The sequence below is a fragment of the Tenacibaculum agarivorans genome, from assembly GCF_001936575.1.
Lineage (GTDB): Bacteria > Bacteroidota > Bacteroidia > Flavobacteriales > Flavobacteriaceae > Polaribacter > Polaribacter agarivorans.
The window spans coordinates 1-23,237 of record NZ_MSMP01000010.1; the positions used below are offsets into that span (position 1 = coordinate 1).

Sequence of the window (23,237 nt, forward strand, 5' to 3'; positions counted from 1 at the left end):
TCTATTTTCTATCTCTTTAGAAATTGCAAAAGTTATTTTGGAAGTAACCACCATTGGTTTAGTTGAAAAATCTTTTCTATAGGTTTAGCAAGAGCTTCTTTATAGTATTGAATTTTATTTATTGTTTATAATAAGGGGCTTTTAAATCATTTATATTTTTATTTCTTAATTATTTTAATTGAGGTCCCAGAGCTATATTTTAAAAAATAAATTCCGGATGAAAATTTAGACAAGTTAACTTTTGTTGCTTTTCCTCTTAATATTTTTTTACCAGTTAAACTGAAGATTTCCCATTGCTCTTCCAATGGCAGTTGTATTATCCCACTAGTTGGGTTAGGATATAATAACCTTTTTTCTTTTACACTATCTTCTTCTATGTTTAAAGTAGTGTTCGTCCATTCAGCAGTGTTTTTAGCAGTAATGATACCAGCAGTATTAAAATTACCCGCTGCATAAATTTTAGATGAAGTATTTTGGTCTATGGCAAGAGAATTTATCTTAGTATCTACCCCAACATTAGTATTTGTTCCTAGAGCCTTCCAACCTTCAGTGGCATTCCATGCAGCAATATTATTAACAACAATTGGGTTCGTAGTATCTGCAAAATTAAAATTTCCACCAACATATAAGTTAGTACCGTCATGAATTAAAGAACTTACTAAATTGTTAACTCCATTATCAAGAGTATTCCAATTGCTACTAACTTTATTCCATCTAGCTATTCTATTTACAGTTGTATTGCCTGCGAGAGCAAAATTTCCACCGATGTAAATGTCAGTATCAGTAATGCTAATTGCTTCTACAAATCCAGAAGTTCCAGTACCTAATGTCCCCCAGTTTGTTCCATTCCAAGTAGCAATTCTATTTGCAGATTTATTTCCTGCTTCATCAAAATTTCCACCGACATAAAGTATAGATTCATTATGATCATAAGCTAAAGAGCGTACTTCATTATTTAACCCAGCTACTCCAGAAGAATTATCTATTAAAGTAGTCCATGTATTACCATTCCAATAGGCTATGTTTCTAGCACTTTTTCCATTTACAGATTCAAATATGCCGCCCACATATAAATTTTGATTATTGTCTACTGCTAATGCGGAAATAGGACCTGGTATTCCAGTATCTAAACTTTTCCATTCAGTACCATTCCATGCAGCAATATTATTTGCAGTTTTACCATCCATTTCAGTAAATGAACCACCAGCATATAAATTACCATTATTATCAGTAACTAGGGTATTAATGGTACCATTTGAACCACTCCCTAGGGATCTCCATCCTGAACTTTCATTCCATACTGCTATATTATTAGCGCTAATTGTTCCGGCTTTATTGAAAGATCCACCATGATATACATTTCCATTGCTATCAGTAGCTATAGCATTTACAGTTCCATTCGGAATTCCTTCATTTAAAGAACTCCATTGACCAAAACCATTTGCTTGAGTTGCATTTGGTGTTGTGCTTCCATCTACAATTTTATATAATTTACTATTTGTACCATAATCACTAAAATATAATTCACCATTTTCATCTTGTCCAAATGATGATATAAATTCATTTGAAGTTTTAAATAATAATTCACTAGAGGCATTCCCTGTAGTTTGATTGTAGTCTAAAGCCCAAACTCTACCACTAACATAATCTCCAAAAATATATTTTGAGTTAATATTAGGAGTAAGGCTTGTGATTTCAGTTCCTCTATATACATAACCTCCAGTAATAGAAATGTCACCTTGATTTCTGTTATAGGTAAAAACTGGGGCTTCTGTACTTTCATTTATAATGACTCCGCTATTAGCTATTGAATTTCCTTCAAAACGATTCCAACCGTAATTTTTACCATTTTCAATAAGATTAATTTCTTCAAAAGCCCCTTGACCAACATCTGCTCCCCATAATCGATTGGTAATTTTATCAAATGAAAACTTCCAAGTATTCCGTATACCATAAGCATAAATCTCATCTAATCCACTAGTATTTATTAACGGGTTATCACTTGGGATTTCATAATTACCATTAGGAAGTACAGGATTCGTTTCAATAGGATTGTTGCCATCTAAATCAATATCAATTCTTAAAATACTTCCGAAAACATTACCTGTATTTTGAGCATTTCTTCTAGGATCATTTCCTCCACCTCCGTCTCCTATAGATATGTATAAATAACCATCAGGGCCAAATGCTATTTTACCACCATTATGATTACTATTTCTTTGATTTTTATCAAACTGAAAAATAATTTGTTCATCATTTTCATTAGCATCATTAAGATCAGAAATAGAGAATCGAGATAGTACCATTCTAACATCTACACCAGCTATAGGACTATCAACAGTATAATAAAGATAGAAATACCCATTGGAAGTGAATTGAGGATGAAATGCTAAACCTAATAAACCAGTTTCTTGTCCTTCTGAAAAACGTACCCTATCTACAATATCTAAAAAGGGTTTTACAGAAGTACTGGTTACTGAACTCTGATTTGGGAATACTTTAATTCGACCACGTTGTTCAACAACAAAAAGTCGATTTGAGTTGTCATTCGCATTTTGAATTTCCACAGGAAATTCAAAGTTTATATTTGGAAATGCACTTGTATAGGTGATTTGTGAATACAAGTAATTACAGCATATTACAAAGAAAATGTAAATACTAATTATGTGTTTCATTGGAGTAGTTTTAGAAGTTTGGAATTATATTATTTATTATAAAAGTTACTTAAATGAATAAGTATCTTCTACTATTATTAACCTCTAAAACGGTATTTTATTTGCAATAATTAGTAAAATCTATTCAACAAATAGAAGTTCTAAAGAAAGATAAAACTATGATAAGGTATCCTTAATTTTTTCTTCCTCAGTAATTTTAGATAGATTAATTGCAGTTTCAATCAGCGCTAAATGTGAATACGCTTGAGGAAAATTACCCAATAAACGTTTTGTTTTAAAATCTAAATCTTCGCTAAAAAGTCCTAAATGATTACTGTAGCTCAATAATTTTTCAAACTGCTCCTTAGCTTTTTGTTCTTCCCCTATTTTATATAAACTATTTATAAACCAAAATGTACAAATGGTAAATGAAGAAGAAGGCATACCAAAATCATCTTTATTTTTATAACGGAATAAAAGTCCGTCATTAGAAAGTTCACGTTCTATGGCCTTAACTGTACTCACAAATTTGGGGTGTTTAGCATCTATAAAACCATAAGATTCCATTAATAAAACTGAGGCATCTAAATCATCTGATCCGTAAGCTTGTGTAAATGCCTGAGCAGATTCTGACCAAGCATTTTGCATAATATCCTCTCTAATATTTTTTTCTAATTGTTTCCATCGAGATAGTTTAGATTTTTTACCTAACATTTCAGCTACTTTAATAGCCTTATCTACTGCTGTCCAACATAAAACTTTTGAAAAAGTGAAATGTTGATCTTCTGATCTAAATTCCCAAATACCTTTATCTGGTTCTTGCCAGTGTTTATTAACTACCCATACAATTCCTTTGGTAATTCCCCAAAGTTCTTCACCATTTTCAATATCATGCTTAAAATTTATTAAAGACTGATGAATAACATCCATTAGAATACCATAAATGTCATTTTGTTTTTGTTTATAAGCAGCATTACCTATTCTTACAGGACTAGAATTTTCATAACCCGATAAATGATCAAGAATTTCTTCAGTTAGTTTTTTTTCTCCATTAATGCCATACATAATTTGGAGTTTTTCATCTTTATCAGAAATCAGGTCAATAATAAAATTGAGGTATCGCTTGGCGATGTTTTTATGCCCTAATTGTAAAATAACTTTAACGACCATAGATGCATCACGTATCCAACAAAAACGATAATCCCAATTTCTTACTTCACCTATAGTTTCTGGAAGTGATGTAGTAGCTGCGGCCAATATAGCTCCAGATTTCTCATAACTGAGTAATTTTAAAGTCATAGCGCTTCTAGAGATATAGTTGTTATAACGTTTAAAACTAGGTGTACGTTCCATCCAATTCAACCAATACACTTTGGTACGTTCATATTCAATTAACGCCTTTTTTAAATTTGGAACAAATAATTTTTCATTATAACCTACTAAGAAAAAGTGATCTTGAGTAATCGTAATTTCATCTCCGTTTAAAACAGCTTCTTTATTTAAATCTGTGTATAAGAATAAAGAGTCAAAAGCTTCATTAGTAGTTAAGCTAACAATAAAATCATCTTTAATATAACTTGTTGTTTCTCCTAAAGCATATTCTAATTTTGGATCATAAACAACATTGAACTTTGGTGCGCCTGAAATGTATTTTATAGACCTAATAAATTCAGGAGGAGAGTGGTAGTTTCCATTTTCTTTATGATATCTTGGCATAAAATCTCTAACTTCAAAACTATCTTTACCATTTGTAAATGTAGTAATCAGAATTACCGTATTTTCCAAGTATCGCTGGGTAATATTATAACTTTCATTTACTTTAAAACCAAAAGATCCACCAATATTTTTATCTAGTAGTTTTCCAAAAACTGTAGGAGAATCAAATTGAGGTAAACAACACCAATCTATTGATCCATTTTTGGAAACTAAAGCTGCACTTCTACAATTTCCAATAATACCATAATCCAGATTATTCATAGAGCTATTTAATTATAAAGTTGATTAGTCATTTAATTTTCTCTAAATTAACAAAATCAAAATCGTTAAACCAAATCATCTATGCATAAAACCATAATTGTTTCCAATCGTTTACCACTTCAAGTTTCTATAAAAAATGACCAATTAAAAATTAAACCAAGTGTAGGAGGATTGGCAACGGGAATGAAATCTGTTCACGCAGAAGGAAATGGTATTTGGGTTGGATGGTCTGGTATACCCGAAGAAGATTTAGATAAAGATCTATCAGAGAAAGTTAGGAAAGCCATTCAAAAGGAAAAATGTGTTACTGTACCATTATCACATCAAGATATTGAAGAGTATTATGAAGGGTTTAGTAATAGAGCCTTATGGCCTTTGTTTCATTATTTCATGGAGTATACCCAGTTTGAGCAAAGTGAATGGGAAGCCTATAAACGTGTAAATGAAAAGTTTGCTGAAGTAATTATCAATCAACTTAATGATGGAGATACGGTTTGGATTCATGATTATCAATTATTATTGTTACCTCAACTGATAAAAGAACAGAAACCGAATACAACCATAGGTTTCTTTTTACATATTCCATTTCCTTCTTATGAGATTTTTAGAACATTTCCTTGGCGTCAGGAAATATTGAGTGGGATGCTAGGTGCAGATTTATTAGGTTTTCATACCTATGATTATGAGCGACACTTTTTGAGTTCTGTAAAACGAATTTTAAGATTAGAGGTAAACTTTAATGAAATACATGATCAAGATAGAATTATTAAAGTAGATTCTTTTCCTATGGGAATTGATTATGATAAGTTTCATACCTCTGCTTTAGAACACATTAAAAAACCAAAAGAAAATTCTGAAATTTATCAACGATTGCAAGAGCATATTTCAGAAGATAATAAATTGATTTTATCTATTGATAGAATGGATTACACTAAAGGTATACCTAATAGAATTAAGGCCTTTGAGTATTTTTTAGATAAGTTTCCAGAGTTTAAAGAAAAGGTGAGATTAGTAATGTTAGCAGTACCTTCACGTTCTAACGTACCACAATATCAGAAATTGAAGAGAGAAACAGATGAGTTAGTAGGTAGAATCAATGGTAAATTTGCTACTGTCAGTTGGACCCCTATTTGGTATTTTTATAGAGCTTTACCTTTCAGTGATTTGATAGATTTATATATTTCTTCAGATGTAGCTTTAATTACTCCTATTAGAGATGGAATGAATTTGGTAGCTAAAGAATATGTAGCTACAAGAGCAAATAAGGATGGCGTTTTAATTTTAAGCGAAATGGCTGGTGCTGCCAAAGAAATGAATGAAGCTTTACTTATAAATCCTAATAATTATGAGGACTTTACTAATAAATTGAAACAAGCTCTAACGATGCCTATAGAGGAACAGCAAAAACGAATGAAATTTTTGCAAAATCGTTTAAAACGATATGATGTAGGAAAATGGGCAGAAGAGTTCTTAAAATCTTTGGCAGAAACTGAACAAAAAAAAGAGGTAATAGTAGCTAAAAAATTGACTCCTGTATATGAAGAAAAATTGGTAGCTGATTATCATAAAGCGCAAAAAAGAGTTTTGTTCTTAGATTATGACGGAACCTTAGTAGGATTTAAAGATGATCCGCAAGAAGCAAAACCAGATGATCTTTTATATGAATTATTAGACGCTATTCAGGAACAAGAAAATACTAGACTTGTACTGATAAGTGGAAGAGATAAAGAGACTTTTGAAAGATGGTTTGGACATAAAAGTTATGATCTGGTAACAGACCATGGAGTTTGGTTATTTCAGAATAAAGAATGGTTAGCATTAGAACATTTAAAAACAGATTGGATGCAAAGTATTCGCCCAATCCTTGAGACATTTGTAGACAGAACCCCAGGAACTTTCATAGAAACTAAAAAATACTCCTTAGCTTGGCATTACAGAATTGCAGATCCCGAGTTGGTTAAAACAAGAACTCTTGAATTGAATACAGTATTAACCAGTATGGTTGCTAACAACAATTTAATGGTTTTAAAAGGAAATAAGGTTATTGAGATAAAAAGTAGTAACGTCAATAAAGGAAGAGCCATGAGTCGTCTAAATCTACAAGAAGATTATGATTTTATGGCGGTAATTGGAGACGATTGGACAGATGAATATATGTTTGAGGAGGCTCCAGAATTTGGCTATACCATTAAAGTAGGGTACACAAAGACTAAAGCAAAATACCAAGTAAAAGATACAAAGCAAGTACATCATTTACTCTCTAGATTGAAAAAAAATATATGATATCATAGTTGTTTTTAAAAAAAGAAAAAGTATCCTTTCTGCCAAACGCTCTATTGTTATATAAATGATTATATCGTTTTCTTTATTATTATGATAATTTAGTAAGGTTTTTTTTGGTTTTTTTATACTTTTTATGTCTTTTTTTTGATGTTAAATTCATTTCTTTCTTTAGTTAATTCCTTATTTTAGTTTAGAACTAAATTAATCTTCCAGAATGAAAATTCTTCATGCGAGTTTTGAATGTTATCCTATTGCCAAAGTAGGAGGTTTAGCAGATGTTGTAGGATCTTTACCTAAATATCAAAGTAATCTTAATGTAAAAACATTAGTTGTTATACCCTATTATGAAAAATCTTTTGTAAAACAACAAAAATTAAAAGAAGTAAGCAGTGGTAGTATCTTACTAGACAATACAGATTATAACTATAAAGTTTTTAGTATTTCGGGTGATAAAATTAAAAATGATATCTGTCTCATTCATATTACTAACCTTTTAGATAGAGAGGAAGTTTATGGGTACCAAGATGAAAATAATAGGTATTTAAGTTTTCAATTCGCCCTATTAGACTGGATAATTAAAGATGAGTTAACTTTTGACGTCATTCATTGCCACGATCATCATACAGCGCTTATTCCATTTTTAATTAATTATGGATATAGCTATGAAAAGTTGAGAGGAACACCAACAGTGTTAACTATACACAATGCACAATATCAAGGACATTTCTCACATGAGAAGTTAGATATGTTACCTGCTTTTGATTTTAAACATGTTGGTTTATTAGATTGGTATGGTTCTGTTAATCCTTTAGCTTGTGGAATAAAGTGTGCTTCTAGAGTAAATACAGTTTCACCTTCATATATGAACGAACTAAAAGAGAGAGCTAACGGCTTAGAAGGATTACTCAGAAGCGAAAGTGAGAAATGCGTAGGAATTTTAAACGGAATAGATACTGACTTTTGGAATACAGAAACGGATGATATGTTAGTTAAGAATTATAAAGAAACTACCGTTGTTTCTGGTAAGAAAGCAAATAAAAAAGAGCTTTGCGATAGGTATGGATTTAATGTAGACTTACCTTTATTTGGTTTTATAGGAAGATTAGTGGGAGAAAAGTCTGCAGATTTATTACCAGAAGCTATTAGACAATCCATTAATGAATATAAAGAAATCAATGTTTTTGTTTTAGGTTCTGGCCATAAAGAAATTGAAAATCAATTAAAACAAATAAAAGAAGAGCTTCCAGGTAAGTTTAATGCACACATTGGCTACGATGAAGAATTATCTCATTTAGTGTATGCTGGATCAGATTTTTTATTAATGCCATCTAGAGTAGAACCTTGTGGTTTAAATCAGATGTATTCATTACGTTATGGAACTATTCCAATTGTACGAAGGACAGGAGGCTTAAAAGATACAGTTATAGATATAGGAGATGCAGGATTCGGGATTTGTCACGATCAACCAAGAGTGTGGGATATCTATTATTCTATTGGAAGAGCCATTACATTATATAAAGACACCGATACATTTAGAAAAATACAGAAGAATATTATGAAAATAGATCACTCTTGGGAAAAATCAGCTCAGGATTATATCGATCTATACAAATCAATTTAACCTACTTACATAATGATTAACAAAAAAGTTCTCGCAATTATTTTAGGAGGAGGACAAGGAACTCGCCTATCTCCACTGACAGACAAACGTTCAAAACCAGCGGTATCTATAGCCGGAAAATATAGATTAGTAGATATTCCAATATCCAATTGTATTCATTGTGATATTAAACGAATGTTTGTACTAACTCAGTTTAATTCTGCTTCATTGAATAGGCATATTAAAAACACCTATAATTTCAGCAGTTTTAGCGAGGCTTTTGTAGATATTATGGCTGCAGAACAAACACCAGAAAATAAAACGTGGTTTCAAGGTACTGCAGATGCTGTAAGACAATCTATGCACCATATTTTGAATCACGAATTTGAGTATGCTCTTATCCTATCCGGAGATCAATTATATCAAATGGATTTTGATGATATGATTTTAAAGCATGAGGAAAAAGGTGCAGAAATAAGTATCGCAACATTACCTGTAGCTGCTAAAGATGCTACTGCATTTGGAATCTTAAAAACTGACGATGAAAGTTTTATTTCTTCGTTCACAGAAAAACCTAGTCTTGATAAATTACCAGGTTGGGAGTCTGAAGTAGATGATGAAATGAAGGCTGAAGAGAGACATTATTTGGCATCCATGGGAATCTACATCTTTAATAGACAATTATTAGTTGATATTATGGCAGATCCAAATGAGGTAGATTTTGGAAAAGAAATTATACCAGCTTCAATAGGTAGAAATAAAGTGTTAGCTTATCAATACAAAGGATACTGGGAGGATATTGGAACTATAGAGTCATTTTTTGAAGCGAATCTTAGTTTGACAGATGATATCCCAAAATTTGATTTGTTTGATAAATCGAATACTATTCTAACACGTCCTAGAATTTTACCGCCCACCAAAATGTCAGGAACATTTTTATCTAAAAGTATGGTAGCGGACGGTTGTATTATTAATGCAGAAAGTATAGAACATTCAGTTATTGGAATTAGATCTAGAATTGGAAAAGGGAGTAAGATTAAAAATACTTATATGATTGGTGCAAATATGTACCAAGATTTAATTGAAATGGAGCAAGATAAAAAAGAAGGAACTCCTTATATAGGAGTTGGTGAAGGATGTACCATTGAAAATGCAATTATAGACAAAGATGCTAGAATAGGTAATAATGTAATTATTAAAGGAGGAAAACATTTAGAAGATGTTAACGAAGAAGAGTATGTAATTAAAGATGGAATTATAGTGATTAGAAGAAGAGCTATACTTCCTGACGGATTTACGTTACAATAAGTACAAGAAGTATATTCTTTTATGAGTAAAGTTATAGTACATAGTTTATTAACAGATTTTGATATTGACCTATTTAAAGCAGGTAAGCATTACAGGCTTTATGAAAAGTTAGGATCTCATGTCATTACTGTTGAAGGACAACAAGGGACGTATTTTGCTGTTTGGGCACCAGCAGCAAAAGCAGTTTCTGTAATTGGAGATTTTAATTATTGGGAAGATGGAGAACATCCATTAAATGTAAGGTGGGATAGTTCTGGAATATGGGAAGGTTTTATACCAAACGTAGGAAGAGGAAATTTATATAAGTATAAAATCCATTCAAGCAATAACAATATAACAACTGAAAAAGCAGATCCTTTTGCAAGGAGATGTGAGCATCCTCCAAAAACAGCGTCTACAGTTTGGGATGATCCCTATACATGGGATGATAACAAATGGATGGCTAAAAGAAAAAAACATAATGCAATTGATGCACCTTTTTCTGTATATGAAGTGCATTTAGCATCATGGAAAAAAAAGTTTGATGATGGTAATCGATCACTTTCTTATGTAGAATTAGCAGAGGAATTAGTTTCTTACGTGAAAGAAATGGAGTTTACACACGTAGAACTTATGCCTGTTATGGAGTATCCTTTTGATCCTTCGTGGGGATATCAAATTACAGGATACTTTGCTCCTACATCTCGGTTTGGTTATCCTGAAGACTTTAAATACTTAATAGATAAATTTCATCAAAACGACATTGGTGTTATTTTAGATTGGGTACCTTCTCATTTTCCTGAAGATGGTCATGGACTAGGTTTTTTTGATGGAACCCATTTGTACGAACATCCAGATCGAAGAAAAGGATATCATCCAGATTGGAAGAGTCTTATCTTCAACTATGGAAGAAATGAAGTAAAGAGTTTTTTAATTAGTAATGCTGTTTTTTGGTTAGATCAATATCATATAGATGGTTTACGTGTAGATGCTGTAGCTTCAATGATCTTTTTAGATTATTCTAGAAATGATGGAGAATGGGAGCCTAATATGTTAGGTGGGAATGAATATTTAGAAGCTATTGATTTCTTAAAAGCATTAAATGAAGAAATTTATGCAAGCTTTCCAGATGTACAAACCATTGCTGAAGAATCTACCGCATTTCCCAAAATATCCAAGCCAACTTATTTAGGAGGTTTAGGCTTTGGTATGAAATGGATGATGGGATGGATGCATGACTCATTGCAGTATTTCAGTAAAGAACCAATCTACAGAAAACATCATCAAGATGATCTTACGTTTAGTATGACCTATGCCTTTTCTGAAAACTTTATGTTGCCATTATCTCATGATGAAGTAGTGCATGGTAAGCGAAGTATTATTGGAAGAATGCCAGGTGATGAATGGCAAAAGTTTGCAAACTTACGATTGCTATATAGCTATATGTTTACACATCCCGGAACTAAATTATTGTTTATGGGAGGAGAGTTTGGACAACATGGAGAATGGAACTTTCAAGAAAGTTTAGATTGGTATGTTTTACAGTATGATTTTCATTCAGGAGTACAAAAATTGGTGAAAGACTTAAATATTTTGTACAAAACATATCCTGCTTTGTATGAAAAACAATTCGAACAAGAAGGTTTTGAATGGATTAGTTATGATGATCATGAGCATTCGGTAATCAGTTATATTAGAAAAGGAAAGACTAAAAAAGAAGCATTAGTAGTAGTGTGTAATATGACACCGATGCCTAGGGAAGAATATAGAATTGGACTACCTAAAGCAGGAAAATTAGTGCAAATTTTTAATAGTGATGATATCCAATATGGAGGTAGTGGAATTACGAATAAAAAAAGTATTCCTATAGAAAAAAAGGATTGGAATTACAGAATACATTCTTGTAAAATTACAATCCCTCCATTAGGAGTTGTAGTATTTAAAATTGAAAAATAAGTAATACATCGATTTCGTAAAAAAACAGATCTAAATCATTCATAATGTCATGTTGAAGTTGTTTTTTTATAAATAGATTTGAATAATAAGACTAACCCTATAAAAGCTGAAGTATTATGATAATTAATACAAGATTAGAAGATAAAGGAAACATGTTTCCAGGGAAAATTAACTCTTTTTCTCAAGATGTAGATAAACTCTATTTTAAAACTGAAAATGGAGTTATTTTACAAATTACAGTGCTTCGAGGTAGCGTAATCAGATTCAGATATGCTACAGATAATAATTTTGAAAATGATTTTTCATATGCAATTAGCGAAGATGGAGTAAGAGGGTATAGCAAATTAGAAGTTGAAGAGCACGAAACTTGCTATAAAATTATTACAATTAAGATTATTATTCAAATTGATAAGTCCGATTTAAAGATTACAATATTCGATGTTCATGGAAATGTAATTTGTAAAGATGATTGGGGGTTCCATTGGGAACAGAGTTACGAGTTTGGAGGAAATATTGTAAAGATGAGTAAATCTGCTCCGCAAGGAGAGTGCTACTATGGTTTAGGTGATAAACCTATGCACTTAAACTTAAAAGGAAAACGAATTGAAAACTGGGCTACGGATCAATATGCTTTTGGAAAAGATCAAGATCCATTGTATAAAAGTGTCCCTTTTTATGTAGGAATGCACGAAGAAAGGGCTTATGGCGTTTTCTTTGATAATACGTTTAAAACATTCTTTGACTTCTGTCAAGAACGAAGAAATGTGACAAGTTTTTGGGCACATGGTGGGGAAATGAATTATTATTTCTTCTATGGACCAGACATGCAAGATGTTATTACACGTTATACGGATTTAACAGGGAAACCAGAATTACCTCCATTATGGGCTTTAGGCTACCATCAATGTAAATGGAGTTATTATCCTGAATCTAAAGTAAAAGAAATTACAAGCAAGTTTAGAGAACTTCAAATTCCATGTGATGGTATTTATTTGGATATTGATTATATGGATGGTTTTAGATGTTTTACTTGGAATAAAGAATACTTTCCAGATCCTAAACGAATGGTAGCAGAATTGGCAGAAGATGGATTTAAAACTATAGTTATTATAGATCCAGGAATTAAAATAGATGACGATTATTGGGTATATCAAGAAGCTATGGAAAATGATTATTTCTGTAAACGAGCTGATGGACCTTATATGAGAGGAAAGGTATGGCCAGGAGAATGTTTCTTTCCAGACTTCACCAATCCAAAAGTTAGAAAATGGTGGGCAGGACTTTTCAAAGAATTGATAGATGAAATTGGTGTGAAAGGAGTTTGGAATGATATGAATGAACCTGCAGTGATGGAAGTTCCAGGAAAAACCTTCCCAAATGATGTTCGTCATAGTTATGATGGAAACCATTGTAGCCATAGAAAAGCACATAATATTTACGGAACACAAATGGCACGTGCTACGTATGAAGGTGTAAAGAAATATGCATATCCAAAACGTCCATTTATTATTACACGTTCTGCGTACTCAGGAGCACAACGTTTTACTTCTTCATGGACAGGTGATAATATTGCAACTTGGGAACACTTATGGATTGCAAACATTCAGGCACAACGAATGAGTATGAGTGGAATGTCATTCACAGGAAGTGATATTGGAGGTTTTGCAGAACATCCAACAGGAGAATTATATGCAAGATGGATTCAACTTGGTGTTTTTCATCCATTTTGTAGAACACATTCTTCAGGAGACCACGGAAATCAAGAACCTTGGACATTTGGTGAAGAAGTTATCGATGTTACTCGTAAATATGTTGAGTTACGTTATCAATTACTCCCTTATTTATACACCATGTTCTGGGAATATGCAGAATTTGGAATTCCAATGTTGAAATCATTGGTGTTATTTGATCAGCATGATCCTCAAACACATTATAGAACCGATGAATTTGTATTTGGAAATCAAATTCTAGTTTGTCCAATTCAAGAACCGAATTCAAAAGGTAGACGAATGTATATTCCTCGCGGTCATTGGTATAACTATTGGACTAGAGAGTATGTAACTGGAGGATTAGAAAAATGGGTAGATGCCGATTTAGATATTATTCCAATATTCATTAAAGAAGGAGCAATTGTTCCAAAATATCCTATTCAACAATATGTTGGAGAAAAAAAGATAGATAAACTAAAGTTAGAAGCATATTTTAAGTTAGGAAATAAAGAAGTTTCTAAGGTATATGAAGATGCTCAAGATGGGTACGATTATACAAAAGGAAGATATAGTTTACGTACTTTATCTTTTACAGGTAAAGAAAATGAATTAATTATTCAGCAGCATATTGATGGTACGTTTGTTACTGAATATGATAGCATAGAAATTGAGTTTATAGGTTTACCTTTTACAATAAAAGAAGTTGAGATCGATAATGTTGTTGTTGATTTTAAAACGATAAACTTCGATGCAAAGAAAAATATTTTAACCGTACCTAAAGGATTTTCAGAACTTCATATAGTGGGGTAAAAGCTTGAATAGTACTATTCAAAGCTGAATGAAATTCAGTTTTAGAAAATTTGTAAATATAAAATTAGGAGTTAAAAGATAGAGTTTTGTACATTAAATTCAATTTTTTAACTCCTTTTTTATTACTCCTCGATGATTACACATTAATTCATTTTCAAATTTCAGGGTAGTGTATTGATTCACTTTATTAAAACCTACGATAAATAAGTTGCTTTACTAAAATTAAACTAATTTTGTGTAAAATTAGAAAATGAATAAAGCAATTTATATCGCAGCTAGTGGGGCGAACTCAGGAAAATCAATGTTAAGTTTAGGATTAATGCAATTATTATTGCGTAATAAACCTAAGGTAGGATATTTTAGACCTATAATTGATAATCCAGTAGAAGGAAAAAAAGATAATCACGTCAATACAGTGGTTAATTTTTTCAATTTAAAATGTGATTATGAAGATACTTATGCATTTACAAGATCTGAATTATTAGATTTATTGAACGACGATCAAGAAGATGAAGTCATCAACTTAATCCTTCGTAAGTACAAAAAATTAGAAGAGAAAAACGATTTTGTTATTGTAGAAGGAACAGATTTCTCAGACCATGGTGCCATAATTGAAATGGACTTAAATGTGTTGATTGCAAAAAATTTGGGTATACCTGTGATTATTGTTTCTGGTGGTGTAGATAAATCTTTGGAAGAATTCATTCAAGGTTTACGATTAACCTATGATTCATTTAGTAACAAAGAAGTAGAAGTAATAGCTGTTATCGCAAACAAAGTTCAAGAAGAAAATGTTTCATTAATTATAGAAGGGATAGGAGAGAACTTACCAAAATCTTTATTAATAAATGCGATTCCAGTCAATAGTAAATTAAATAATCCTACTATTTATGAGATTTCTAAAGCTTTAGACGCAGAAGTAGTTTTTGGAGAAGAATTATTAGATGCAACTACTGGAGAAATTAAAGTAGGAGCAATGCAATTGGCGCATTTTTTACATCATTTAACGGATGAATGTGTAGTAATTACACCTTCTGATCGTTCTGATATTTTACTGGGAACATTACAAGCAAATATTTCGAATCGTTATCCTTCAATTTCAGGAATCATTCTCACAGGGGATTTAGAATTGAGTCCTTCAGTTATAGAATTAATTACAGGTTTAGAAAGAATTGTTCCAATTTTAAAAGTTAAAGGCGGAACCTTTGGAATTGCTTCAAAGTTAGGTGCGATACGCTCACATATTTATGCTGAGAATAAAAACAAGATAAAATTATCCATTAATACTTTTGAAAAGTATGTAGACGTAGATGCGTTAAGTGATAAATTGATTACATACAAAGGGACTAATGTACTCACACCAAGAATGTTTCAGTACAACCTTTTCAAAAGGGCTAAAGAGGTTAGGAAACATATTGTTTTACCAGAAGGAAATGATGATCGAATATTAACAGCAGCAGCACAATTACAAAAATTAGATATTGTTGATTTAACAATTTTAGGAAAACAAGTAAATGTAGAAGCAGCTGTAAAACGTTTAAATATTTCTTTCGATTTTGAGAAAACACAGGTTATAAATCCTAGTACCTCAGAGTATTTTGATGACTTTGCAAATACATTATATGAATTAAGAAAACATAAAGGATTAAGTCCAGCAATGGCTGAAGATTTAATGGCAGATGTTTCTTATTTCGGAACTATGATGGTGTATAAAGGTTTAGCAGACGGAATGGTTTCAGGAGCAGCGCATACTACACAGCACACTATAAAACCATCTTTACAATTTGTAAAAACAAAACCAGGTTTTTCAGTAGTTTCTTCTATTTTCTTTATGTGTTTAGAAGATCGTGTTTCTGTTTTTGGAGACTGTGCAATTAATCCAAATCCTACTTCAGAGCAGTTAGCGGAAATTGCAATTTCTTCTGCAGATTCTAGTATTGCATTTGGAATTGATCCTAAAATAGCGATGCTTTCATATTCATCAGGAAGTTCTGGAAAAGGGGAGGATGTAGATACAGTAAGAGAAGCAACTGAAATAGTGAAACAAAAACGACCAGATTTAAAAGTTGAAGGACCAATTCAATATGATGCAGCTGTAGATCCTACGGTAGGTAAAAAGAAATTACCTAATTCGGAGGTAGCAGGACAGGCAAACGTATTAATTTTTCCAGATTTAAATACAGGAAACAACACCTATAAAGCAGTACAACGTGAAACAGGAGCAATGGCTATTGGACCGATGTTACAAGGCTTAAATAAACCAGTGAACGATTTAAGTAGAGGCTGCACTATAGAAGATATATATAACACTATTATTTTAACAGCAATCCAAGCTCAAGAATAAATTAAAAATAGCGTATGAAAGTATTAGTTATCAATTCAGGAAGTTCATCCATTAAATATCAACTTTTTGATATGCCAGATGAAAACGTAATTTGTTCAGGCTTAATTGAAAGAATAGGTTTGGATGAAGGAGCTGTTCATTACGAATCTGAAGAGAATTCAATTAAAGAAACTATAAAAATTGAAAATCATAGAGTAGGTTTAGAAAAAGTAGTTTCGTTATTGCTAGATCCTAAAGTTGGTGTAATTTCTTCAACGGATGAAATTGAAGTAGTTGGGCACAGAGTAGTTCATGGAGGAAATTCTTTTACTAAAACTATAGAAGTAACTGAAGCTGTAAAAAAAGAAATTGAAAATTTATTTTCTTTGGCACCACAGCATAACCCCGCAAATTTAGAAGGTATTACTGTAGCAGAAGCTATTTTTACAAAAGCAAAACAAGTAGCAGTTTTTGATACTGCTTTTCATCAAAGTATTCCAGAGAAAGCATTTACCTATGCTATTCCAAAAAAGTTTGTAACTGAGAATAAAATTCGTTTGTATGGTTTTCATGGAACGAGTCATAAATATGTTTCAGAAAAAGCCAATGAGTATTTACAACAACAAAATTCAAAGTTGATTACAGTTCACCTAGGAAATGGGTGTAGCATTTCTGCGGTAGAAAATGGGAAAAGTATAGATCATAGTTTAGGTTTTGGTCCAGTTACTGGTTTAGTGATGGGAACACGAAGCGGAGATATCGATCATACCTTAATTTTTTATCTAGTAAATACCTTAGGATATAGCATTGATGAAGTAAACACTTTATTACAAAAAGAGAGTGGAATGTTCGGTTTGACTGGTTATAGTGATTTACGTGATATTGAAGCTGAAGCCGCAAAAGGTAATAAAGATTGCTTATTAGCTTTAGATATTAATACCTACCGCATAAAGAAATATATAGGGGCTTATATTGCTGCAATGAATGGAGTGGATGCTATAGTTTTCACTGGAGGAATAGGAGAGAACTCCTCATTAATTCGTGAAAAAGTTTGTAGCGATTTAGACTTCTTTGGTATTGAAATAGATTCAGAAAGGAATAATGTTAGAGCAAAAGAACTCACAGAAATTCATACTGATGCTGCTAAGGTGAAAGTTTTGGTGATTCCTACAAATGAAGAAGTAGAAATAGCGAAGCAATCGTATAGTTTATAGAGGATGATTTTAAATCCTTTAACTAAAAAAATAGTAGCATATAAATATGATGTTCTAAAGGTTTGAAGAAAGATTTAGCAATATATAAAGGAGTATATAGAGATAAAAAAGGTTCTCATCAAATCAAAATTTATAATGATTATGAATTTTTATCATTTCAATTAGGACAGTTCAAATTTGAGGGAACATCAATAGATGATTTTGAATTATTGGATTATGATAAATATTCTTCTGAGGAACTAGAGCGTTTTTCTTTTAACAAAATTCGGTGTGGAGATGGTTTTTCTTATGAAATCTGTGATTATGATTTAACTTTAATAATACCTATACAACTTATAGAAGGCATAACATCAGAAGTGAAAACTTTAGACCTTAAAATATTTTCAAAGTGTGGGAAAGCATTACGTAGTGGTGCTATTGATAAATATGAATTATGCTTAGAAATTACAATTAATAAAATTAAATATACTGGACAAGGAGATTTATTTGAAATTGCAGCAAATGATTTAATAAAGAATTTAAAAGGGAAGTATAGATTTAATAATTGTTTTGGATGTAGTTTTTCTGATTATAGTGTTTATGGACAGAATACATTTGGAACTATGTTATGTTTCAAAAACCAAAAGAAGAAATATTTAAAAGTTAAAACAAAAGCTCAATATATGAATCTCAATCGAGAGGATAGATTAGTACAGGAAACCTTTTTATGCGAAGAATTTGAAATTAGAAAAAATAATTTAGGCTATAGAGGATAAAATATTAATAACACTAAATGAAAATAAGCCACCTTTTGCATTTTATATAATCTGCTCTATATCTATTAATTAAAAACAAAACAAAGAGCGATTTAATTTCTAAATCGCTCTTTTTTATATACATAAAAGAATGTGATACTAGATATCAAATCGATCTAGATTCATCACTTTGTTCCAAGTTTTAATAAAATCGTTTACAAACCTTTCTTTAGCATCTTCACTAGCATATACTTCAGAAATCGCTCTCAACTCAGAATTCGAACCAAAAATTAAGTCAGCTCTAGTAGCTGTCCATTCCACTTTATTAGTAGCTCTATTTTTAATGTTGAATAGGTCTTTTTTATCAGAAGTAGCTTCCCATTTGTATTTCATATCCAATAAATTCACAAAGAATTCATTAGTTAAAACACCAGGAGTAGAAGTCATAACTCCAACTTTAGAACCATCATAATTAGCATTTAAGGCTCTCATTCCTCCTAATAAAACAGTCATTTCAGGAGCAGATAAAGTCAATAATTGTGCTTTGTCCACTAGTAATTGTTCAGCAGATAAAGTATAATCTGTTTTTTGGTAATTTCTAAAACCATCACCCATAGGCTCTAAAACCGACATTCCTTCAACATTAGTTTGTTCTTGAGTGGCATCAGCTCTACCTGGTGTAAAAGGAACAGTTACCGAAACCCCAGCTTTTTTAGCAGCACTTTCAATAGCTGCATTACCACCTAAAATAATTAAATCAGCAATAGATACTTTTTTATTAGCAGTATCAAAATCTTGTTTAATCTTTTCATAAGCTGCCAATACTTTTTTTAATTGAGTAGGGTTATTAGACTCCCAATTTACTTGAGGTTCTAATCGAATTCTTGAACCATTGGCCCCGCCACGTCTATCAGAATTTCTATAGGTAGCAGCAGAAGCCCAAGCTGTAGATACTAATTCACCTGTTGTTAAGCCAGAAGCTAAAATTGTTGATTTTAATTTTTTAATATCAGCACTAGTAACAAGTATATGTTTTACTGCTGGAACAGGGTCTTGCCATACAAATTCTTCTTTTGGAATTTCAGGACCTAAATATGTCGATTTTGGTCCCATATCCCTATGTGTTAATTTAAACCAAGCACGAGCAAAAGCCTCATCAAATTCATTAGGGTTTTCATAGAAACGACGCGAGATTTTTTCATAAGCAGGATCCTTAATTAAAGCCACATCAGTAACCAACATTGTTGGATTATGAAATTTAGTTTTATCAAAAGCATCAGGAAACTTAATAACTGCATTTTTAGCTTCGAATTGATGAGCTCCAGCTGGACTTTTACTCAATTCCCATTCGTTTTCAAATAAAGTTTTAAAATATCCTTGACTCCACTTGTCTGGAGTTACAGTCCAAATCACTTCAAGTCCTGAAGTAATTGCATCTTTACCTGCTCCAGATTTATAATTACTTTTCCAACCTAATCCTTGCTCTTCAATTCCAGCACCTTCTGGAGAAGCACCTAGGTGATCACCACCAGCTTGTCCGTGCGTTTTACCTAAAGTATGTCCACCAGCAATTAAGGCCACAGTTTCTTCATCGTTCATACCCATTCTTCCAAAAGTAACTCTGATATCTTTTGCGGAAGCAATTGGATCAGGATTTCCGTTTGGTCCTTCAGGGTTTACATAAATTAACCCCATTTGTACAGCAGCTAAAGGCTTTTCTAATTCTCCGTCTTTATAACGTTTATCATTAGCTAACCATTCTGTTTCCGAACCAAAATATACATTAGTTTGTGGCTCCCAAGTATCCTCTCTACCACCAGCAAAACCAATAGTTTTAAAACCTGATTTTTCTAAAGCAACATTTCCAGCTAAAATCATTAGATCGGCCCATGAAATTTTCTGGCCGTATTTTTGTTTTACAGGCCAAAGCAGTCTTCTTGCTTTATCTAAGTTTGCATTATCTGGCCAACTATTCTGAGGAGCAAAACGTTGTCTTCCTTCTCTTGTTCCGCCTCTTCCGTCACCAGTTCTGTAAGTACCTGCACTATGCCAAGCCATACGAATGAACAAACCACCATAAGTACCATAATCAGCAGGCCACCACTCTTTAGAATCTTTTAAAGTTTTAGCAATATCTTCTTTAACTGCAAAATAATCCAGGCTTTCAAACTCTTTCTTATAATCAAAATCACCAAGTGGGTTTGACAGAGAAGAATTTTGTCTTAACACCGTTAAGTCTAAATTATTTTGCCACCAATCTTTAGTTGTTTTTCCCTCTCCTTTTATGGTTAAACCTGTGGAAGGGGTTTTGCCAAAGCCAAGAGGACAGCTTCCGGCTTCTGTTGTTTCTTCTTTAGCTTTAGGAGGGTTACAAGACATTAAAGCCATGAGGAACATTCCAGTTAATACATGTAATTTCATATTTATTAGATTAATTAGAGGTTACAAAGAAATGAGATCATTTTTATTTATAAAAACGATATTTGTATTGTTAATATCTACAGTGTAAATATTGTTGTATATTTGGTTCATTATGAATATACAACAATTTCAGTATGTATTAGCTGTAGTAGATTTAAAAAATTTTGAAGCTGCAGCAGAAAAATGTTTTGTTACCCAATCTACATTAAGCACTATGATTGGTAGGTTTGAAAAGGAAATCGGAATTAAAATTTTCAATAGAAAAACGAAGCCGGTTTCTATAACAGTAGAGGGAGAAGAAATTATAAAACGACTACGTATTTTAGCCAATGAAGTTGATGCTTTAAATAATTTAGTACAGGAATTGAAAGGTGAAATGATTGGAGAATTAAAAATTGGAATTATCCCAACAGTAGCTCCTTATCTGTTACCTTTATTCTTAACAAATTTTGCTGAAACTTTTCCAAAAGTAAAAATTATTGTTCGTGAAATGACTACGAGTCAAATCCAAAAAGCATTAAAAATTAGAAGTATTGATGTGGGGATTTTGGCATTACCGTTGGAAGATGATCTATTGAATGAAGTAGATTTATATTCAGAACCGTTTGTTCTGTATGATTGTAGCGAAGGAGAAACCATTAATAAAATATCTGTGAATGATATTGACTATTCTAAATTATGTCTTTTACAAGAAGGACATTGTTTACGAACACAGGTTCAACGTATTTGTGATTTATCTGATCAATGTGCTAATAGAGAAGAAAACTTTGAGTTTGAATCTGGGTCAATGGATAGTTTATTACGAATAACTAAAGCTAGAAAAGGAATGACAATTTTACCTTATTTAGCGACAACCGATGTGTCTGATGCTATAAAGAGAAGGCTGGTTGAGTTTGATAAACCTATACCGGTAAGGCAAATAGGTTTAGTGACACATAAGTTTTTTGTGAAAAAAAAATTATTGAATGAATTAAAAGTATTAATTCAAAACTCTGTTATTGAATATTTACCTTCAGAGAAAAATGAATATAAAATTTTAAAACCTTTATAGTGTTTCAATTACTATAAAGGTTTTAAAATGGTGTTAGGCAAAATAAGATAAGAATTCACGTATACTTTTACCGAATTCAAAGTTATAATTTTGTTTATGTAAGGCAGATTCTATGGCACTCAATGTGGCAACAATATCGCTCTTAGTAATTGCTCCCATATGACCAATTCTGAAATATTTAGTTTTGATTTCTGCATGTAAACCACCAGCTAAAATTACTCCAAATTCAGCAATATCTTTTCTAAATAAATTACCATCAATTCCTTCTGGATAATAAATTGCGGTCATAGTATGTGCAGCAATTTCATTGTTTTTTGGTACTAATTGTAATCCAATAGATTGTACTGCATTTCTAAATGCTTTTGCGTATTGTAAATGTGTGGCAACTCTATTTTTAATTCTTTCATTATGAATTAGAGTTAAACTAACTTCTAAAGCACGGATCAAGTTTACTGGCGGTGTGCCAAAATATGAAGGCTTTCTTTCTTCATAAGCTTGCATTATAGGTAGCCAGTTTGTAAAACTACCATAGTAATTTTGAACAGGGGTTTTTCTGTTTTTCCATGTATCCATAGCTTTTTCTGAAGCTACTAAAAGAGCTAGACCTGGAGGAACACCAATGGCTTTTTGAGATCCAGTTAACACTATATCTATTCCCCAAGCTTCTTGCTGGGTTTCTTCTCCGGCAGTAGCGCAAACACCATCTAGAATACTCAAGGTATTGTGTTTTTGAGCCAAATGTACTATTGATTTAGGATCTGTTAAAACTCCTGTAGAGGTATCAACATGTGTAATAGTAAGTAGTTTGTAGTTTTTACTCGAAAGTTCCTTCTCGATAGTTTCTAAAGGAACCGTATCTCCAATTTCAGCTTGAAGGACAGTTACATTAGCACCATAAGTAGTTAGAATATTTTTGTAACGTTCTCCAAAATATCCTGTAGAAATTACCAATGCATTATCACCAGGTTCTATTAGATTACTTACAGCCATATCCATAGCTAAAGTTCCACTACCAGCAATAATAAAAGGCTGTCCTTTTGGAGCAAGCCAAATTTTACGCATTAACTCTAAAGAATTTCCAAAACTTTCTATAAAATTGGGAGCAACATGACTAGTAGTCACTTCTCCCATAGCTCTTAATACAGCAGGATCTACTTCAATTGGTCCTGGTATCATCAATAATTTTCTGTTTTTCATGAAAATATAAGATAGTAATTA

At 31.9% G+C, this 23,237-nt stretch carries 13 protein-coding genes; 9 read left to right on the forward strand and 4 right to left on the reverse strand.

Translation table 11 applies throughout. The features are described 5' to 3' along the window. Nucleotides 1-158: 158 nt before the first annotated feature. Together BVC87_RS09055 and BVC87_RS09060 are read right to left on the reverse strand one after the other, a co-directional pair. Nucleotides 159-2,675 carry a PQQ-dependent sugar dehydrogenase gene (locus BVC87_RS09055; RefSeq protein ID WP_075342056.1) on the reverse strand — a complete coding sequence of 839 codons (2,517 nt, stop codon included), beginning with the start codon at nucleotides 2,673-2,675 and terminating at the stop codon, nucleotides 159-161. 156 nt (nucleotides 2,676-2,831) lie between these two features. Next, a complete protein-coding gene (locus BVC87_RS09060) occupies nucleotides 2,832-4,631 on the reverse strand; it encodes a glycoside hydrolase family 15 protein (protein ID WP_075342057.1) in 1,800 nt (599 codons plus the stop codon). Between the two features lie 81 nt (nucleotides 4,632-4,712). Here BVC87_RS09060 and BVC87_RS09065 point away from each other — a divergent pair, with 81 nt between their 5' ends. The 8 genes from BVC87_RS09065 (at nucleotide 4,713) to BVC87_RS09100 (ending at nucleotide 18,568) form a co-directional block, all read left to right on the forward strand. After that, on the forward strand, nucleotides 4,713-6,914 hold the full coding sequence (locus tag BVC87_RS09065; protein WP_075342058.1) for a bifunctional alpha,alpha-trehalose-phosphate synthase (UDP-forming)/trehalose-phosphatase: 2,202 nt from the start codon (nucleotides 4,713-4,715) through the stop codon (nucleotides 6,912-6,914). 214 nt (nucleotides 6,915-7,128) lie between these two features. Next, complete coding sequence (locus tag BVC87_RS09070; protein ID WP_075342059.1) at nucleotides 7,129-8,535, forward strand: glycogen synthase; 1,407 nt, start codon at nucleotides 7,129-7,131, stop codon at nucleotides 8,533-8,535. 12 nt (nucleotides 8,536-8,547) lie between these two features. Next, nucleotides 8,548-9,822 carry a glucose-1-phosphate adenylyltransferase gene (locus tag BVC87_RS09075; RefSeq protein WP_075342060.1) on the forward strand — a complete coding sequence of 425 codons (1,275 nt, stop codon included), beginning with the start codon at nucleotides 8,548-8,550 and terminating at the stop codon, nucleotides 9,820-9,822. Nucleotides 9,823-9,843: 21 nt separating this feature from the next. Then, complete coding sequence (glgB, locus tag BVC87_RS09080; RefSeq protein WP_075342061.1) at nucleotides 9,844-11,757, forward strand: 1,4-alpha-glucan branching protein GlgB; 1,914 nt, start codon at nucleotides 9,844-9,846, stop codon at nucleotides 11,755-11,757. A 116-nt stretch (nucleotides 11,758-11,873) separates the two neighbouring features. Beyond that, nucleotides 11,874-14,276 carry a glycoside hydrolase family 31 protein gene (locus BVC87_RS09085; protein ID WP_075342062.1) on the forward strand — a complete coding sequence of 801 codons (2,403 nt, stop codon included), beginning with the start codon at nucleotides 11,874-11,876 and terminating at the stop codon, nucleotides 14,274-14,276. 250 nt (nucleotides 14,277-14,526) lie between these two features. Then, the gene (gene pta / locus BVC87_RS09090) at nucleotides 14,527-16,620 is read left to right on the forward strand and encodes a phosphate acetyltransferase (protein WP_075342063.1); all 2,094 of its coding nucleotides are present in this window, start codon (nucleotides 14,527-14,529) and stop codon (nucleotides 16,618-16,620) included. Nucleotides 16,621-16,634: 14 nt separating this feature from the next. Then, nucleotides 16,635-17,813 carry an acetate/propionate family kinase gene (locus BVC87_RS09095; protein ID WP_075342064.1) on the forward strand — a complete coding sequence of 393 codons (1,179 nt, stop codon included), beginning with the start codon at nucleotides 16,635-16,637 and terminating at the stop codon, nucleotides 17,811-17,813. Nucleotides 17,814-17,875: 62 nt separating this feature from the next. Beyond that, nucleotides 17,876-18,568, forward strand: coding sequence for a DUF6304 family protein (locus BVC87_RS09100; RefSeq protein WP_075342065.1), 693 nt, complete (start codon nucleotides 17,876-17,878; stop codon nucleotides 18,566-18,568). A 138-nt stretch (nucleotides 18,569-18,706) separates the two neighbouring features. On the opposite strand, the gene katG is transcribed toward BVC87_RS09100, so the two are convergent. Further along, the gene (gene katG, locus BVC87_RS09105; RefSeq protein ID WP_075342066.1) at nucleotides 18,707-20,968 is read right to left on the reverse strand and encodes a catalase/peroxidase HPI; all 2,262 of its coding nucleotides are present in this window, start codon (nucleotides 20,966-20,968) and stop codon (nucleotides 18,707-18,709) included. A 112-nt stretch (nucleotides 20,969-21,080) separates the two neighbouring features. Here katG and BVC87_RS09110 point away from each other — a divergent pair, with 112 nt between their 5' ends. Next, on the forward strand, nucleotides 21,081-22,019 hold the full coding sequence (locus BVC87_RS09110; protein WP_075342067.1) for a hydrogen peroxide-inducible genes activator: 939 nt from the start codon (nucleotides 21,081-21,083) through the stop codon (nucleotides 22,017-22,019). A 33-nt stretch (nucleotides 22,020-22,052) separates the two neighbouring features. Here the strand turns inward: BVC87_RS09110 and BVC87_RS09115 are convergent, their stop codons facing one another. Then, on the reverse strand, nucleotides 22,053-23,216 hold the full coding sequence (locus tag BVC87_RS09115) for a pyridoxal-phosphate-dependent aminotransferase family protein (protein ID WP_075342068.1): 1,164 nt from the start codon (nucleotides 23,214-23,216) through the stop codon (nucleotides 22,053-22,055). Between the last annotated feature and the right edge of the window lie 21 nt (nucleotides 23,217-23,237).

Coding starts and splice junctions, on each gene's coding strand:
- BVC87_RS09075 (WP_075342060.1), top strand. CDS start 8,548: ATGATTAACAAAAAAGTTCTCGCAATTATTTTAGGAGGAGGACAAGGA.
- BVC87_RS09065 (WP_075342058.1), top strand. CDS start 4,713: ATGCATAAAACCATAATTGTTTCCAATCGTTTACCACTTCAAGTTTCT.
- BVC87_RS09060 (WP_075342057.1), bottom strand. CDS start 4,631: ATGAATAATCTGGATTATGGTATTATTGGAAATTGTAGAAGTGCAGCT.
- glgB (WP_075342061.1), top strand. CDS start 9,844: ATGAGTAAAGTTATAGTACATAGTTTATTAACAGATTTTGATATTGAC.
- BVC87_RS09055 (WP_075342056.1), bottom strand. CDS start 2,675: ATGAAACACATAATTAGTATTTACATTTTCTTTGTAATATGCTGTAAT.
- BVC87_RS09070 (WP_075342059.1), top strand. CDS start 7,129: ATGAAAATTCTTCATGCGAGTTTTGAATGTTATCCTATTGCCAAAGTA.
- BVC87_RS09115 (WP_075342068.1), bottom strand. CDS start 23,216: ATGAAAAACAGAAAATTATTGATGATACCAGGACCAATTGAAGTAGAT.
- pta (WP_075342063.1), top strand. CDS start 14,527: ATGAATAAAGCAATTTATATCGCAGCTAGTGGGGCGAACTCAGGAAAA.
- BVC87_RS09085 (WP_075342062.1), top strand. CDS start 11,874: ATGATAATTAATACAAGATTAGAAGATAAAGGAAACATGTTTCCAGGG.
- BVC87_RS09110 (WP_075342067.1), top strand. CDS start 21,081: ATGAATATACAACAATTTCAGTATGTATTAGCTGTAGTAGATTTAAAA.
- katG (WP_075342066.1), bottom strand. CDS start 20,968: ATGAAATTACATGTATTAACTGGAATGTTCCTCATGGCTTTAATGTCT.
- BVC87_RS09095 (WP_075342064.1), top strand. CDS start 16,635: ATGAAAGTATTAGTTATCAATTCAGGAAGTTCATCCATTAAATATCAA.